General features: G+C 40.0%; 9 protein-coding genes and 3 pseudogenes. 5 read left to right on the forward strand and 7 right to left on the reverse strand.

Features of this window, described 5'->3' with window-relative positions; translation table 11 throughout:
- Positions 1 to 89, forward strand: a pseudogene (locus FTT88_RS11475) (IS5/IS1182 family transposase); the annotation flags it as partial.
- 33 nt (positions 90 to 122) lie between these two features.
- On the opposite strand, the pseudogene FTT88_RS11480 reads toward FTT88_RS11475, so the two are convergent.
- Positions 123 to 581: pseudogene (locus tag FTT88_RS11480) on the reverse strand (hypothetical protein); the annotation flags it as partial.
- 358 nt (positions 582 to 939) lie between these two features.
- On the opposite strand from FTT88_RS11480, the gene FTT88_RS11485 reads away from it, so the two are divergent.
- Complete coding sequence (locus tag FTT88_RS11485) at positions 940 to 2,025, forward strand: SDR family oxidoreductase (protein ID WP_373683928.1); 1,086 nt, start codon at positions 940 to 942, stop codon at positions 2,023 to 2,025.
- A gap of 93 nt (positions 2,026 to 2,118) precedes the next feature.
- On the opposite strand, the pseudogene FTT88_RS11490 reads toward FTT88_RS11485, so the two are convergent.
- Together FTT88_RS11490 and omp38 are read right to left on the reverse strand one after the other, a co-directional pair.
- Positions 2,119 to 4,296: pseudogene (locus FTT88_RS11490) on the reverse strand (TonB-dependent receptor).
- Between the two features lie 431 nt (positions 4,297 to 4,727).
- Positions 4,728 to 5,786, reverse strand: coding sequence for an outer membrane protein Omp38 (gene omp38, locus FTT88_RS11495; RefSeq protein ID WP_180005113.1), 1,059 nt, complete (start codon positions 5,784 to 5,786; stop codon positions 4,728 to 4,730).
- 377 nt (positions 5,787 to 6,163) lie between these two features.
- Here omp38 and FTT88_RS11500 point away from each other — a divergent pair, with 377 nt between their 5' ends.
- The 3 genes from FTT88_RS11500 (at position 6,164) to FTT88_RS11510 (ending at position 8,620) form a co-directional block, all read left to right on the forward strand.
- Positions 6,164 to 6,685: a GspH/FimT family pseudopilin gene (locus FTT88_RS11500; protein ID WP_180005114.1), complete on the forward strand. Its 522-nt coding sequence runs from the start codon at positions 6,164 to 6,166 to the stop codon at positions 6,683 to 6,685.
- 113 nt (positions 6,686 to 6,798) lie between these two features.
- Positions 6,799 to 7,974, forward strand: a complete 1,176-nt coding sequence (locus tag FTT88_RS11505) for an acetyl-CoA C-acyltransferase (RefSeq protein ID WP_180005115.1) — start codon at positions 6,799 to 6,801, stop codon at positions 7,972 to 7,974.
- Positions 7,975 to 8,182: 208 nt separating this feature from the next.
- Positions 8,183 to 8,620, forward strand: coding sequence for a VOC family protein (locus tag FTT88_RS11510; RefSeq protein ID WP_180005116.1), 438 nt, complete (start codon positions 8,183 to 8,185; stop codon positions 8,618 to 8,620).
- Positions 8,621 to 8,700: 80 nt separating this feature from the next.
- Here FTT88_RS11510 and FTT88_RS11515 read toward each other — a convergent pair whose 3' ends face one another.
- The 4 genes from FTT88_RS11515 to FTT88_RS11530 form a co-directional block, all read right to left on the reverse strand.
- Positions 8,701 to 9,186 carry a DUF934 domain-containing protein gene (locus FTT88_RS11515; protein WP_168379542.1) on the reverse strand — a complete coding sequence of 162 codons (486 nt, stop codon included), beginning with the start codon at positions 9,184 to 9,186 and terminating at the stop codon, positions 8,701 to 8,703.
- Positions 9,179 to 10,822, reverse strand: coding sequence for a nitrite/sulfite reductase (locus FTT88_RS11520; protein ID WP_078194255.1), 1,644 nt, complete (start codon positions 10,820 to 10,822; stop codon positions 9,179 to 9,181). Before FTT88_RS11520 ends, FTT88_RS11515 begins: the two co-directional genes overlap by 8 nt.
- Positions 10,823 to 11,087: 265 nt before the next feature.
- Positions 11,088 to 13,493, reverse strand: a complete 2,406-nt coding sequence (locus FTT88_RS11525) for a glucose/quinate/shikimate family membrane-bound PQQ-dependent dehydrogenase (RefSeq protein WP_180005117.1) — start codon at positions 13,491 to 13,493, stop codon at positions 11,088 to 11,090.
- A gap of 170 nt (positions 13,494 to 13,663) precedes the next feature.
- Entirely contained in the window at positions 13,664 to 14,902 is a 1,239-nt protein-coding gene (locus FTT88_RS11530; RefSeq protein ID WP_257223104.1) for a carbohydrate porin, read from the reverse strand.
- Positions 14,903 to 15,117 lie beyond the last annotated feature (215 nt).

Below are 15,117 nucleotides of genomic sequence, written 5' to 3' on the forward strand. Positions count from 1 at the left end.
GAGGAATTGCCACAAGATACGATAAGCTAAAACGTAACTATCAAAGCGCTGTTGCTTTAGCTTGTATATTTATATGGTTGCCTCTTTAGCTCAATTTATCGGCTGTAAATGTCAACACACCCTAATTTAATTTGAATAACTTCATCTAAAATTTTTTCAGGCTGCTCATTAATTTTTAATAAAACAGATAGGTCTTGATCACTATAATTAAATTTTCCATGTAGATCATGAATATTCACCTTATTTTCAGATCTTAATAATTGATCAATATGATACTTAACCTGAAATGGCAGGGTGTTGTCATAGCTTATATCTTCATCTTCACCCTCTTCAATAATTTCCGATGTATCAAAATAAAGTCCATCTCCCATCGAAGCATGCATAGACGTATATTCACACTGTCCTATATCTTCTAAAAGCATTAACACTTTCTTAGGAGCATTTTTTGCTTTAATTTCTAAATACAAATTGAGAACATCTTTCCAAGATTTAGATTCACTAATTGTTGCAAAACACAACAATTCTTGAGCCTCATCACTTAAAAGGGGATTTGCTTTCTTTTCGATATTAAGTGTAGTCATAAGATTTTTAGAAAGTTAACTGAAGCCAAGAATTATGTCAGATCTCCTCCATTTAACATAATGGCTGTTATACGAAATGAATGAAGCCTAGACCTAAGATCTAGGCTTTAAATTAAAGCTCACAAGTTAGATATGACTCTTTGTCCATTTATTTATGAGATTTTGCGCCCATAATCATAAGAATATGCATCTATCCAACACTCATCCCATCTGAGCATTTTTAAGATCAATAAAAAATCACTTTTGTAGCGCTCTCATGAGATTTCTGCTGAATTTAGAGCACATTAAACTCAATAATAAAAATATATTTTTTCAAATTAATCAAAGACAAAACTAAATATTCTCAATATGATAAAAAATGCGTCAATTAAAGTTGAAGAACATGAATACCAAGACAACACCGATACTCGTTACAGGCGCCACAGGCTATATTGCCAGCTGGGTCATTAAAAATCTGCTTGAACAAGGACATACAGTTCACGCCACCGTACGCGATCTGAATAAGAAAAAAAGCTTTGCTCACTTAGAGAATATCGCAAACCAAAGTACTGGCACATTCAAACTGTTTGAAGCCAATTTACTTACACCGCATGCCTTTGATGAAGCCATGCAAGGCTGTGAAATTGTGATCCATATGGCATCCCCTTTTGTAGTGACCAACTATAAAGATGCAGTAAAAGATATTATTGAGCCTGCGGTAATAGGCACAGAAAATGTATTAAACAGCGTCAACCAAACAGAATCTGTAAAACGCGTGGTGGTGACATCCAGTATTGCTTCAACTTATGGCGATGCGATCGACATTAAGCAAACAGCAAATAACCAATTTGATGAGTCTCACTGGAACACCACCAGCTCTGAAACCCATCAGCCCTATCCATATTCAAAAGTCATGGCGGAGCGCAAAGCTTGGGATATGCAAAAAGCACAAAACCGCTGGGAACTGGTTTGTGTCAACCCAGCGCTGGTTCTTGGCCCTTCACTAACTGCGATGACCAAGTCTGGCAGCGTTGAAGTGCTTGAGCAGTTTGCTAACGGTATGACCCTCGCAGGTGTACCGCCGATGTGGAATGGCATTGTAGATGTCCGTGATGTTGCGGATGCACACTTGCAAGCAGCCTTTAACCCAAATGCAAAAGGCCGTTATATTATCAGCGGCGGCACGCTCAGCCTGCTGGAAATGGGCAAAATTCTGCGCCAGCACTTTGGTCCAAAATTCCCCTTCCCGCGCAACCAGTTGCCTAAAGCCGCATTTAAATTGTTTGGCCCGCTGGCAGGTTTTTCCAAGTCTTTTGTTGAGCTGAATATGGGTTTTCCAATCTACTTCAATGCCGACAAAAGTAAGTCCGAGCTAGGCATCAGCTACCGCAATATTGAAACCAGTCTTGTTGAGCATTTTCAGCAGCTGCTGGATGATGGTGTGGTGAAGCAATATATTCCCTAAATTAGACATTCATTAAGCTAATAACTTGCTCAATTAGTTTGAAAAAAAGCCACCTTAAATAGGTGGCTTTTTGAATTGACGTGTATTGGTTATTTAAAAGTCGAATGTTAAGCCAACTTTATAGGTACGTGGACCACCCACTAAGGCATAACCTGAGTTGAATGTACCTTCCCAATATTGCTCATCAGTCACGTTATCAACATTGGCTAAGAATGTAGTATTTACACCACCCAAATTGGTTTTATAACGCGCACCTAAATCTAAAATTGTATAGTCTGGCAGTTTAAGTGTATTGGTTTCATTTAAGTACTGTTCACTCACGTAGTTTGCACGCGCATTAACATTCAAACCATCCACATACGGCACTGCATAATCCAAGCCGAGTGTAGCAGTAAAGTCAGGAATACCATACACCGTATTACCTTGATTGGTTACGCCACTTTTCACCGCTGCTTTGGTATATTCAGCGTCAATATAAGCCAAGCTACCCATCAGATTTAGTCCAGTATAAATCTCCCCAGAAAATACCCACTCGACGCCACGTGAACGTGTTTCTGCATCATCTGTTGTGATTTGATTAACACTACTACCTGTATTTCCATCAGAATAATCAGAAGACATCGTCGATGGTTTTTCAATTTGATACAGTGCAAATGTATTTAACCAACTACCTGTTTGATATTTAGCACCCAATTCATATTGTTTGGTTTGGAATGGCGCAAAGGTGACATTATTGTTGGCATCTGCAACGTTATTCACCGTTACACCTTCAGAAAGACCTTCAACATAGTTTACATAAATAGAAATATTCTCACCAAATGGTTTAACCACAATACCTAAGCTTGGGGATATTTTATCGTCTTGATAGCCTGTTTTTTTCTGTAAATTCTTGGTGTCGATATCTTGATAACGTGCACCAACAATAAATTGTAACTTATCATCCAACATTGAAATCTGATCAGATACCGTATAGCTAGTATATTTATTATCTAAATTCGGTTTAACCACTGGGTACGCAGAAGGCATTCCTACAGTCTTATCAGGATCATACAAATTAGTTGAATTAATTTTCTCTTGTGTTGCCGCAACATGCTGATCTGTTTCTTTGGTCAAATAATCAGCTCGAACATTTACAGCATGTTTTACAGCACCTGTATTAAACTTATATTGGAAACCTGTATTGGCTGATGTAATCGACTCAGATGACCCTGTACGATAGTACTGTGAAGTAGCATGACCATCAGCTTGCCCTACGATAAGACGCGTACCAAAAATGTGTCCGCTATAGGCCTTTTCAATATACCCTACACCCGCATACACATTTAAATCAGGCGTGAATGCATATTCACCACTTAATCCTACAAACTCACTATCTGTATGACCTTCTAAATTACTAAAATAATTGGTATCGCCTTTAGGCGCATCAAGTACGCCATTATAGATATGACCATGTGCATCTTTCACGCCGAACGCGGCCATTGCAGGTGACCCACCATTACGATCATCACGTACAGCATACGCATCAAAATTCAGTTTCAATTTATCTGTTGTATAATCAGCATCAATTGCACCTGAAGCATGTTTATCATCCATGCCTTCTATGATGTGCTCACCTTGACCATAGGCACCATTCACACGTAAGCCAAACTCTTTTTCAGCACCAAAGCGACGTGAAACATCAAAGCCTGATTGATAAAAGCCACCGTCTTCCATTGACGCTGAAACTTGGGTCTTCTGCTGATCTGCACGCTTAGTTTTGGCAATGACAACACCACCCACTCCACCTGCTGGTGACATCCCAGCAACTAAAGCATTTGGGCCTTTCAATACAGTAACCGAATCTAAAAATTCAGTCGGTACGCGTCCATAAGGCGCCATACCATAGATACCATTGAGTGCAATGTCATCGTGATTGATGTCAAAGCCACGAATATTAAAGTTTTCGTTTATATGACCTTGGTTGGTGGTAATACGGATACTCGCATCATTTTTTAAAACTTCACCAACTGTCCTAGCCTGCTGTTCTTCAATTAACTTTTCACTATATGCAGCAACGCTAAATGGCGTATCAACAATTTTTTTATTTCCCAGTGCACCAAGGTCTGTCTACGCTTTCAATTTTCCATTTGCAAGCTGCTTTTCGGCTGGCACCTCAACTTCAATTGTTTCAAGCACGGTTCGCTCTGCTGCATTCACTGCTGCAGATGTACCCACCCCTAAGATCGCGATTGAAATCGCACGGACTAAGTGTGTTTTTGCAAAATTATTCATCATTTCAAGATTAGTTTTATTTGAATAAGAATCATTACTATATTTAGAATAATTCTTAACTGCATCATGAATCTCGATGATAATATTTTTTTAATGAAAAATATAAATATTCATTTTTTATAAATTGTAGATAATACAAATATAAATAATTGTTTTTTATTGCTTTTATAAAAAATAAAAATACAACCTGGTTATGTTCAATTAAATCTCTTAGGCAAACAGATGATTAATTAATATACAATAGTTTGAATTTTTACATGCTTAATTACCACATGAATAGATAAATCCTTTTACATCCAACGATTATTTAGAAGTAAACAACGCTTTTGCGTTAGTGCCATTTAGCCAAATTTAAATCTCCTTTTTTAAATTTTTAACAAAAAAAAGCGACTCAAAAGAGCCGCTTTTTTCTAACCGAAGTTAAACTCGAATTATTGAGCTTGACCAGGTTGAGCCACTACAGTACGGCTACCAGAAATCGTAGCGAATACGCGACGGTTCATAGCACGACCTTCTTTAGTGTTGTTGTCAGCGATTGGTTGATCCCACGCGAAACCTTGAGTAGATAAACGAGCTGGGTCAACGTTGTATTCGTTAACAAGTGAAGATTTAACAGAGTTAGCACGAGCTAGTGATAAACGTTCGTTTAGAGCACGTGGACCAGTGTTATCTGTGTGACCTTCGATGTTAGCTGTAGCATTAGGGTATTCACCTAATTTTTCAGCAACTTTAGCGATTTCAGGTTTGTATTGATCTTTGATGTTAGATTTGTTTGTATCAAAGAACACACGAAGTTCCATGTTAAGATCTTCAGTCAACTCTTGAGGAGCTGGAGCAACTGGAGCAACTGGAGCAACTGGAGCAACTTCAACTACAGGAGCAGCAGGTTTCAAGTGACCGCCAAGAACTACGTTAAGACCAGCTAAAGCTGTGTAGTTCCAGAAATCTTCATCGATGTTGTAAGTAGCACGAGCTTCAGTACGTAGAGATAAAGCATCGTTTAAGCGCCAGAAAGCACCTAAACCAGCATTACCCAAAGTACCTTCTTCAGTAGTACCACGAGCTTGTGCAGATGGAGCTAAACCACGAGCAGCAGCTTCGTCAAATTTGTATTTGTAGTGACCAGCACCCAACAATACATATGGCTTAACTTTGCTGTCATAGTTTTTAGTGATCAAATCAGAAGTAGCATAGAAGTTACCGTTGATTTGAGTTTGTTTGTATTCGCCGAAATCAACGTCTACATCACCTTTAACTTGGTTATATTCAGCTTCGAAACCTAACCATGGAGTTAATTCAACACCAAGTGCTGCACCAACAAACAAGTCATCTTGTAGCTCAGGACTTTCAGTTAAGTTACCACGGCTGTTGTTGTGTTGAGAATCTTGGAAAGTGTAACCAAGCATTAATGGAGTAACAGTTACGCCTGCGTTTGCAGCTGCTAAAGGAGCAGCTACGAGCATTGCTAATGCAATACGACTCATTTTCATGGATTTATCCTCCAGAGATAACAATTGTTGTTCAAGCTCAAGCCGAAAAATTGGCTATCCTGAGATAGGCTTTCTTATACCCCAGTTTTTTTTTAAGCTATTTACGCTGAATCATACAAACACTTTATTCTTTTTCCAAGTGCTTGATTAATCTAATCAAGTAAATTATTGACAAAATTACTTACAATTTCCGTTGTAATTCGGTAAATTTTTACTCAATTTTGAGCAGTGAATCGCCTATTGTCACTTGCTATTTTCATTTTAACAGCTTTATCTAAAATTGAGTAATAAAATTCTATACTCAAAATTAATATCGCCATTAAAAACACATATAACATTAGACATATAAAAATAATATTAAATTTTGGATTAAATCAATGCTTTACAATAAAGAAACCGGCTTTACGTTATTTGAACTTTTGGTCTCAATTGCGATTATGGTCATTATCGTGACGATAGCTTTACCACATTTCAACAATTTAATGGCGCAGCGAGAAGCGAATAACATCAAATCGACTATTCAAAATCACAATGCATTCGCACGAGCTCAGGCCACTATTTATCATTCCAATATTGTGATTTGTCCTAGTCTTGACTTTAAACTTTGCCAACCTAACAACTGGAACAGTGGTCTGATTATATTTATTGACAGTAATAAAAACCGCCAAGTCGACGCAAATGAAAAAATATTGCTGCAAGATAAACTCAATTTAAAATATGGCGATCTGTCTTGGCGTGGGACTTTACACATTCCGAGCCTAACCTTTCAGGCTAGCTCCGGTTTACCCAATGGTTCAAATGGTAGTTTCTACTACTGTTCGAAATCAACGCTTCAACCGATCCGAGCAGTCTTAAGTCGAATGGGACATTTACGATTTGAAAACCCAACCAGTTGCTAATTTGAGAACCGGTGAGTCCAAAGCAGCCTTTTAAATTTGCTTTATTCCTGTTCAATTTTACTTATACTGCTGACGTATTCAAAAATTAATGTATAAGAAAATGGAGACATGTAATGACTGATATCGTCATCGTGAATGGTACCCGTACAGCAATGGGTGGTTTTCAAGGGAGTTTAGCCGCTGTCACTGCACCAGAATTAGGCGCAGTTACGATTAAAGCAGCCATCGAACGCGCGGGTTTACAACCGACAGATGTTGAAGAAGTCATTATGGGCTGTGTGCTTCCGGCTGGCCTGAAACAAGGTCCTGCCCGTCAAGCGATGCGTAAAGCCGGTCTTCCAGATTCAACTGGTGCCGTAACCATCAACAAGCTGTGTGGTTCAGGTATGAAGGCCGTGATGCAAGCGGCAGATATGATTAAGGCAGGTTCGGCTCAAGTCGTGGTTGCAGGTGGTATGGAGTCAATGACCAATGCCCCTTATGTTTTGACCAAAGCACGAGCTGGCTACCGTATGGGCCACGGTGACGTTAAAGATCATATGTTCTTAGATGGCCTAGAAGATGCAGAAACGGGCCGACTCATGGGGTCTTTTGCGCAGGATATGGCAAACACAAAAGGCTATACACGTGAACAAATGGATGACTTCGCCATTCGCTCGCTTAAACGTGCTCAAACTGCAATTACTGAGGGTTATTTTGCTGACGAAATCGTGCCTGTCACTGTTTCGAGTCGTAAAGGCGATGTGATTATCGATAAAGATGAACAGCCTTTTAACGCTAATATCGAAAAAATTCCAACACTGCGCCCTGCTTTTGCTAAAGATGGAACGATTACCGCTGCCAATGCCAGTTCTATTTCTGATGGTGCATCTGCTTTAGTTTTAACATCAGCAGATCTAGCTTCAGCAAAAGGTTTAAATCCGCTCGCGAAAATTGTGGCTTATGCATCAAATTCACAGCATCCTTCAGAATTTACCATTGCACCTGTGGGCGCAATTCAAAAAGTTCTAGATAAATCGGGTTGGAATGTTGCTGATGTCGATTTATGGGAAATCAATGAAGCCTTTGCTATGGTCACGATGTGCCCAATTGATGAATTTAAATTAGATGCTGAAAAAGTAAATATCAACGGTGGTGCTTGTGCGCTTGGACATCCAGTTGGTTCTACAGGTTCACGCATTATCCTAACGCTGATCCATGCATTAAAACGTACTGGTGGTAAGCGTGGTATTGCTGCGCTGTGTATTGGTGGCGGTGAAGCGACTGCTGTGGCGATTGAATTGCTTTAATGCTCTGTAGACTCCTTTCGCAAAGGGCGATTTAGAGGGAATATTCTTTAATCCTCCCCTAACCCCTCCTTTAATAAAGGAGGGAGACTGAAAAATCCCTCTGTAAGAGGGATTTTTTATGCTTACATTTTAGACATAAATTGTTCACATACAGGTCAGCAAAGGCTCTTAAAATAAATGTCGACATAATAAAAAATGGATGACCATTATGCAGCTCAATCACTACTTGAATTTTCAAGGCAATACCGAAGCAGCCTTTAATTTTTATCGCTCTGTACTTGGTGGAGAATTCCTCAATGTGATGCGTTATGGCGATATGCCTGCTGAGGATGGCATTTCACTGTCTGATGCAGAACAGCAAAAGATTATGCATATTTCCTTGCCAATCAATGAATTTACCGTGCTGATGGCCTCAGATGTCAGCGAACAATTTTGTGCACAAACCAATCAACCCTTTACCGTAGGCAGCAATCACTATATTTCGATTAATTTAGAAAGCAGTGAACAAGCTGAAGCCAAACGACTGTTTGATGCATTGTCCAAAGGTGGCTCTATAGAAATGCCTCTCGAAAAGACCTTTTGGGGTGCGCTGTATGGCGCATTTACCGATCAGTTCGGTATTAAATGGATGGTCTTGCCAGTTTAAAAACGAATAATCACTCATTAAAAGTATTTCGATAAATAAAAAAGCCTCCCAAAGGAGGCTTTTTTTATCAATCAACGTACTTAAGCACCTGTTTGATAATGCGCTTGCGGCACAGCAGTTGAAGCTTGGTATGGATTGGTAAAATCACCTAAGCCAGCAGCAGCTTCAGCAATATCTTTACCTTCTTTCACTACAAAAGTATCGAAACCTGAACGCTTCATGTAGTTCAACACATCTTTGAATACATCACCTGTTGCACGTAGCTCGCCTTGAAAACCTTGGCGACGTAACAACGCAGCAAATGAATAGCCACGACCATCGTTAAAACCAGCAAACTCGATAAAGATTGCATCTAACTGATCAAGCGGGAATTCATTGGTTTCAGGTGAAGCATCCACCGTTACGAAAAGTGCTTTTTTACCAGACACATTCGCAAGTTGATCTAACTGCTCAACTGTTAAAACCACGTCACCTTGTGGCAACACACCATCTTCACCAATGACTTGGTAAGTATTGTCTGCAATCGAGCCATCTTTAGAGAGGACTTGTAGTGCTGTATTAAGCATATGCACGCTCCTTAAATGGTTGGATGCCAACACGGCGGTAAGTATCAATAAACTCTTCGCCTTCAGCACGAAGGTCTAGATAAGTATTTAAGATCTCTTCGATGATGTCAGGTACAACTTCAGCTGCAAATGATGGGCCTAAGATGTCACCAATTGATGCATCATGGTCGGCATTACCACCCAAAGTGATTTGATAGAACTCAGCACCCTTTTTATCTACACCTAAAATACCGATGTTACCAACATGATGGTGACCACACGCATTCATACAGCCAGAGATGTTTAGATCCAATTTACCTAAATTGTAAATGGTGTCTAAGTCATCAAAACGACGTGTAATGGCTTCAGAAATTGGAATCGATTTCGCGTTCGCCAATGAACAGAAATCACCACCAGGGCAGCAAATGATGTCGGTTAAGAAACCGATATGCGCACGTGCAAGATTGTGTTGATCAAGGATCTTCCATAGATCAAACAAATCTTTTTGCGGTACATCTACAAGCGCAATATTTTGCTCATGTGTGGTACGGAACTCACCAAAGGTATATTTATCAGCCAAGTCAGCAATTAGGTTCATTTCTTCAACGGTCATATCGCCCGGTGCAATACCCGCACGTTTCAAAGAAATCGTAACGATGCGATAACCTTTGACTTTATGTGCATTGGTGTTGATGTTGAACCATTGTTTAAATTTCGGCTCTGCGGCAAATTGCTCTGCGAAGTCTTCATCTGCATAATCTTGGTAATCAAATGGTGTGAAGTTCTCATCCATTTTCGCCAAGGTATCAGCATCAATTTTTAACGTTTTGATGGTATGTGCAAATTCAGCTTCCACTTTCTCTGCAAATACTTCTGGTGTTAATGCTTTCACCAAAATTTTGATACGCGCTTTATATTTGTTATCACGACGACCGTGTAAGTTGTATACACGAAGTACCGCTTCTAAATAAGCAATCAAATCTTCACGTGGCAAGAAGTCACGAATAAAGCTACCAATCACTGGTGTACGGCCTAAACCACCACCAACTTTGATTTTATAGCCAATCTCGCCTGCTTCATTTTTCACGATATACACACCGATATCATGGAAAGACGTTGCCGCACGATCAGTTTCTTCCAGTGCTGAAACTGCAATCTTGAACTTACGTGGCAAGAAAGCGAATTCTGGGTGGAAAGTTGACCATTGACGAATCAATTCACACGTTGGGCGTGGGTCAGCAATTTCACCCGCAACCACACCTGCATATTGGTCAGTAGTTGTGTTACGAATACAGTTACCCGAAGTTTGAATCGCATGCATTTGAACAGATGCGAGCTCTTGTAACATATCAGGCACATTTTCTAGTGCAGGCCAGTTAAACTGAATGTTTTGACGAGTAGATACGTGCGCATAACCACGGTCATAGTCCTGAGCCAATGACGCAATTTTACGTAATTGTTTAGAATTCATCAGGCCATAAGGTACTGCAATACGTAGCATCGGTGCATAACGTTGTACATAAAGGCCGTTTTGAAGACGCAGTGGACGGTATTCATCTTCCGTCAATTTACCTGCTAAATAACGTTCCGTTTGATCACGGAACTGTGCAACACGTTCATTAACCAGTTGCTGGTCAAAATCAGTATATAAATACATGGCGTACAGCTAGTAATTTCTATTATAACAATGCACAGCATAACGAGATTTTATCTATCAAGAAAATGCGTTTTTTACATATTTAATAGCGATTTTATTGATAAGACTGTCGCAATTTCACTGATATAGCGGAATTCGATCATTTATCTTTTATTTATTAATATATTGAATTATTTTTCCATTACTTAGCATAAATTTACATAAAGAATTCCAGCCAATAAAAAGCCCGATAAATCGGGCTTTTTACTTAGCGATGTAAAATCACTTATTTTTTATCTGGCAAAGCATACGCAACAAGGTAATCACCAAGTTTTGTACCAAATGAACCATGACCACCAGCCATGATCACAACATATTGTTTACCATTTGCTTCATAAGTCATTGGAGTCGCTTGACCACCTGCGGGTAGACGACCTTCCCACAAAGTATCACCATTCGTTACATTGATTGCACGGATATAGTTATCTTGTGTTGCGCCTACAAACATGACATTACCAGCAGTCGAGATTGATCCACCAAGACCCGGTACACCAATTTTCACAGCAGGTAATTGGAACAATTTCGGTAAACTGTCACGAATTGTACCTATACGTTTTTTCCAGACTACTTCATGTGTATTTAAATCTACACCTGCAGTAAAGCCCCATGAAGGTTGTTTACAAGGTAAGCCAAGTGGTGACAAGAAAGCTTTGATTTCCACACCATAAGGCACGCCATACATCGGTTGCACGCCTTGTTCAGTACCCGCACCTTTCGCAGTTTGCTCACGGTTTGGATCTGTAGGAATCAACTTAGTGACAAATGGCAAGCCAATTGGGTTCATCACAGCAACTTGACGGTCTTGGTTCACCGACATACCACCCCATTCGAATACCCCAAGGTTACCTGGGAATACCAATGTGCCATTTTCAGAAGGTGGTGTATAAATACCGTCGTAGTTTAATGATTTGAAATACACACGACACATCAACTGGTCAAACATAGTGGCACCCCACATTTGTTTATCAGTCAATTTATCTTTTGGTGCTAAATCAAAATCAGAGAACGGTTGAGTTGCAGAATAATGCTCACCTTTAGTTTGTGGACCACGTTTTACAGTTTGTGGAACCGCTTTTTCGGTGATTGGCACAATCGCTTTACCAGTACGACGGTCAAGGACGAATGCATTACCTGTTTTGGTTAAGACATAGATCGCAGGAACAGTATTACCTGATTTATCTTTGATATCTGCCAATGAAGGTTGTGATGGTACATCCATATCCCACAAATCATGATGTGTGGTTTGGAAGTTCCAAATCAATTTACCAGTCGATGCATTAATCGCAAGCATTGAGTTTGCATAACGTTCATCTAAAGGCGTACGGTGACCACCGAAGATATCCGGAGTACCCACACCTGTTGGAACATAGACGATATCTAATTTTTCATCATATGCTAAAGGTGCCCATGCGTTTGGAGAAGCAACAGAGAAGGTTTTTCCTTCGCCAGGCATAGCATTCGGGTCTTGTGCACCCGTATCAAAGATCCATAATAATTCACCAGTATTAACATCATAACCACGGATGACACCAGATGGCTCTTTAGTCGAGAAGTTATCAGTTGTTGAACCGCCAATCACAATGGTTGTGCCAGTAACCACTGGAGGTGAAGTTGGGATATAACCGCCCGGATACGGATAAGGCATATCTTTTTGTAGATCGACTTCGCCGTTATGACCAAAATCACTACATGCTTTACCTGTGTCAGCATTGACTGCAACCAAACGACCATCATTTACAGGCAAGATCACTTTGCGCGGACATTCAGTTGAAGTCGAGCGTTTGTTCTCTAAGCTTTTTGCAAACTGAGTGGTATTTGCAGCGTCAAAATAAGACACACCACGACATGTTAAATGTTGATAGGTATTGTCCGCTTTAAGTTTAGGATCGAATGCCCATTTTTGTTTACCTGTCGCAGGATCAAGTGCAATTAAACGTTGGTGAGTTGTACACATAAACATGTCATTGCCGACTTTAATCGGAGTGACTTGGTTTGTGGTTTCACCTGAGTCATTTTCTGTTGGTAACTCACCTGTACGGAAAGTCCATGCTACTTCTAAATCTTTAACGTTGTCGCTATTGATTTGGGTAAGTGGAGAATAACGTACACCACCTTGTGTACGACCATAGGCAGGCCAATCTTCAGGAGCAATACCCTCAATCGCTTTGGCAGTTTGAGGTTGTGCATTTTTAATTTCACCGTTAATTTCTTGCGGATCATTAAAAATTGAATAGATCATTACGATAATCGCAATCACCAGTGTGCCTGATAATGCAATTTTCGCCGTTTTGCCATTTTCCATGCCGCGTGTCACGGCAGGAATCAGTAACCAAAGGCCCAATAAGCCTAAAATATCAAAACGCGGTGCAAGTGCCCAAAAGTCAGAACCTGCTTCCCAAAGTCCCCAAATCACTGTACCCAGCATCAACGCTGCATAAATGTATAAAGAACTGTTTTGAATTTTTCTTAAGTATATTGCTGAAGCCAGCATTAACAGGCCGGCGATTATGTAGTACCAAGAACCGCCAAGGACTGCCAGCCAGATACCACCAATCAATAGAACTAAGGCGAAAATTGCCATCACAACGACGGTAAAAGTTCGCATCCCAGTTCCAGTAGATGGGTTGCTCATGTTGACCACCTCTATTGTCGAATGTTGTATTTGGTGCGTGAAACACATTCAACACACCACCGTTTTTATGTCGCAAAGAGAAGTTGTTACAAAAACAATTCAAGGGAAAATATCGTAATTTTTCTCAGAATTACCGAATTGCTTTTATAAGAACTCTAATTTGACATCAATTAAAATGCTGTTTGAAATTTGATACCGCCGACCCACGCATTCTCACCATTTTTGTAAGCACCGACGTGACGGATATATTGAATATTTGGACGAATAGTCAGCCAGTTTGCTGCATGAATACCGTAGTAAATTTCTGCGTCATACTCTTCACTTTGTAGACCGCGTGCATCAACGCTGTTATTGGCAATATTGGCATCATTCACATCATCATTGATACTGATACGACCCAAACCAATCGCAATTTCATCCTGAGGACGTGCATCGAATGCACCTTTGTAGACCAAGCCAATGTTTTGCATATCACTCACATTATTGGTGTCTGAGTCATGCACTGTGACATTTACAAAACCACTCAAACCACGTGAGGCATCGTCTTTGTGTACTGTCAGTTGTTGTTTCGCCACAATCCAACCACCTTGATGGTGATCTTTTTCATTTATTGGGCTATCAATGACATCGGCATCAGCGCTACTGTAGTAGTAACCTGCACGGTATTCACCCGGTAGCTTTTGTGTCCCCACTTTTGGAGTCCACACTACTTCAGCAGGAATAATCGCACCCTTAGAACCATCGGTACTCAAGTTCCAACCTTTACCACGTTTTAGATTTTCAGGGTTGTATTCATAAACCCCGACTTGTGCGTAGAGTTCAGGCTGAATGTTATATTTCACGCGAGCAGCCCATTGGCTGACTGGCCAGTTGTACCATTGGTCACCGACCCAGTTACCCACTTGTGAGCCACAAAGTGCTAAGTTTTGAAAGTCACAGTCAAAGCTGTTGAAATCTTCACCTTCACCGAAACGACCGACTTTAATATCTAATTTTTGGTCTAAGAATTTTTTCTTGATCCAAAAATCAGTCAAACGCCAAGTTTGACCACGACCCCACACTTCTTGTGTTGCACTTAAATGACCATTTAATGCATCTGAAGTTTGAGACAATGAACGACCATTACGTTCAGTGATATTGATTTGCGCTTCGGTATCTTTCCAACCCGCAATTTTTTCTAAATCGAGATGTGCCCCAATCGCGAATTGGTCCGCATATTCAGTGCCATGACTTGAAGCATGCTTTGCATCTAACAAAGTAGCTAATTCGCCACCATAACTAAAACTAAAATCGTAACCTTTCTGTTGAAGCGCTGTTCGTTGACCGTTCCAATCACCGAACATCCATGGGCTTTCAGAACTGAAAGCATCTGCAGCAGTTGCCGCTTGGGTTGCTGAACCCGCAAGCATTATTCCGAGGCTAAGATATAAAGATCCAAGTTTACTCACAGCTATTTTCATTTGGAGACCTATATACCAATTGTGTTAATAGTTCATATAATACTCTCACATTTGTATAATTTATTTATTTTTTTGTTAACAACTCTCAATATTTACATAGATGTTTATCTAATTAAGAGATTTTAAAGGTTTTATTGTTTAACTTATCACCTTTTTTTATACCA

Origin of the sequence: Acinetobacter sp. YH01024 (assembly GCF_013420195.1) — a bacterium.
GTDB classification, from domain to species: domain Bacteria; phylum Pseudomonadota; class Gammaproteobacteria; order Pseudomonadales; family Moraxellaceae; genus Acinetobacter; species Acinetobacter amyesii.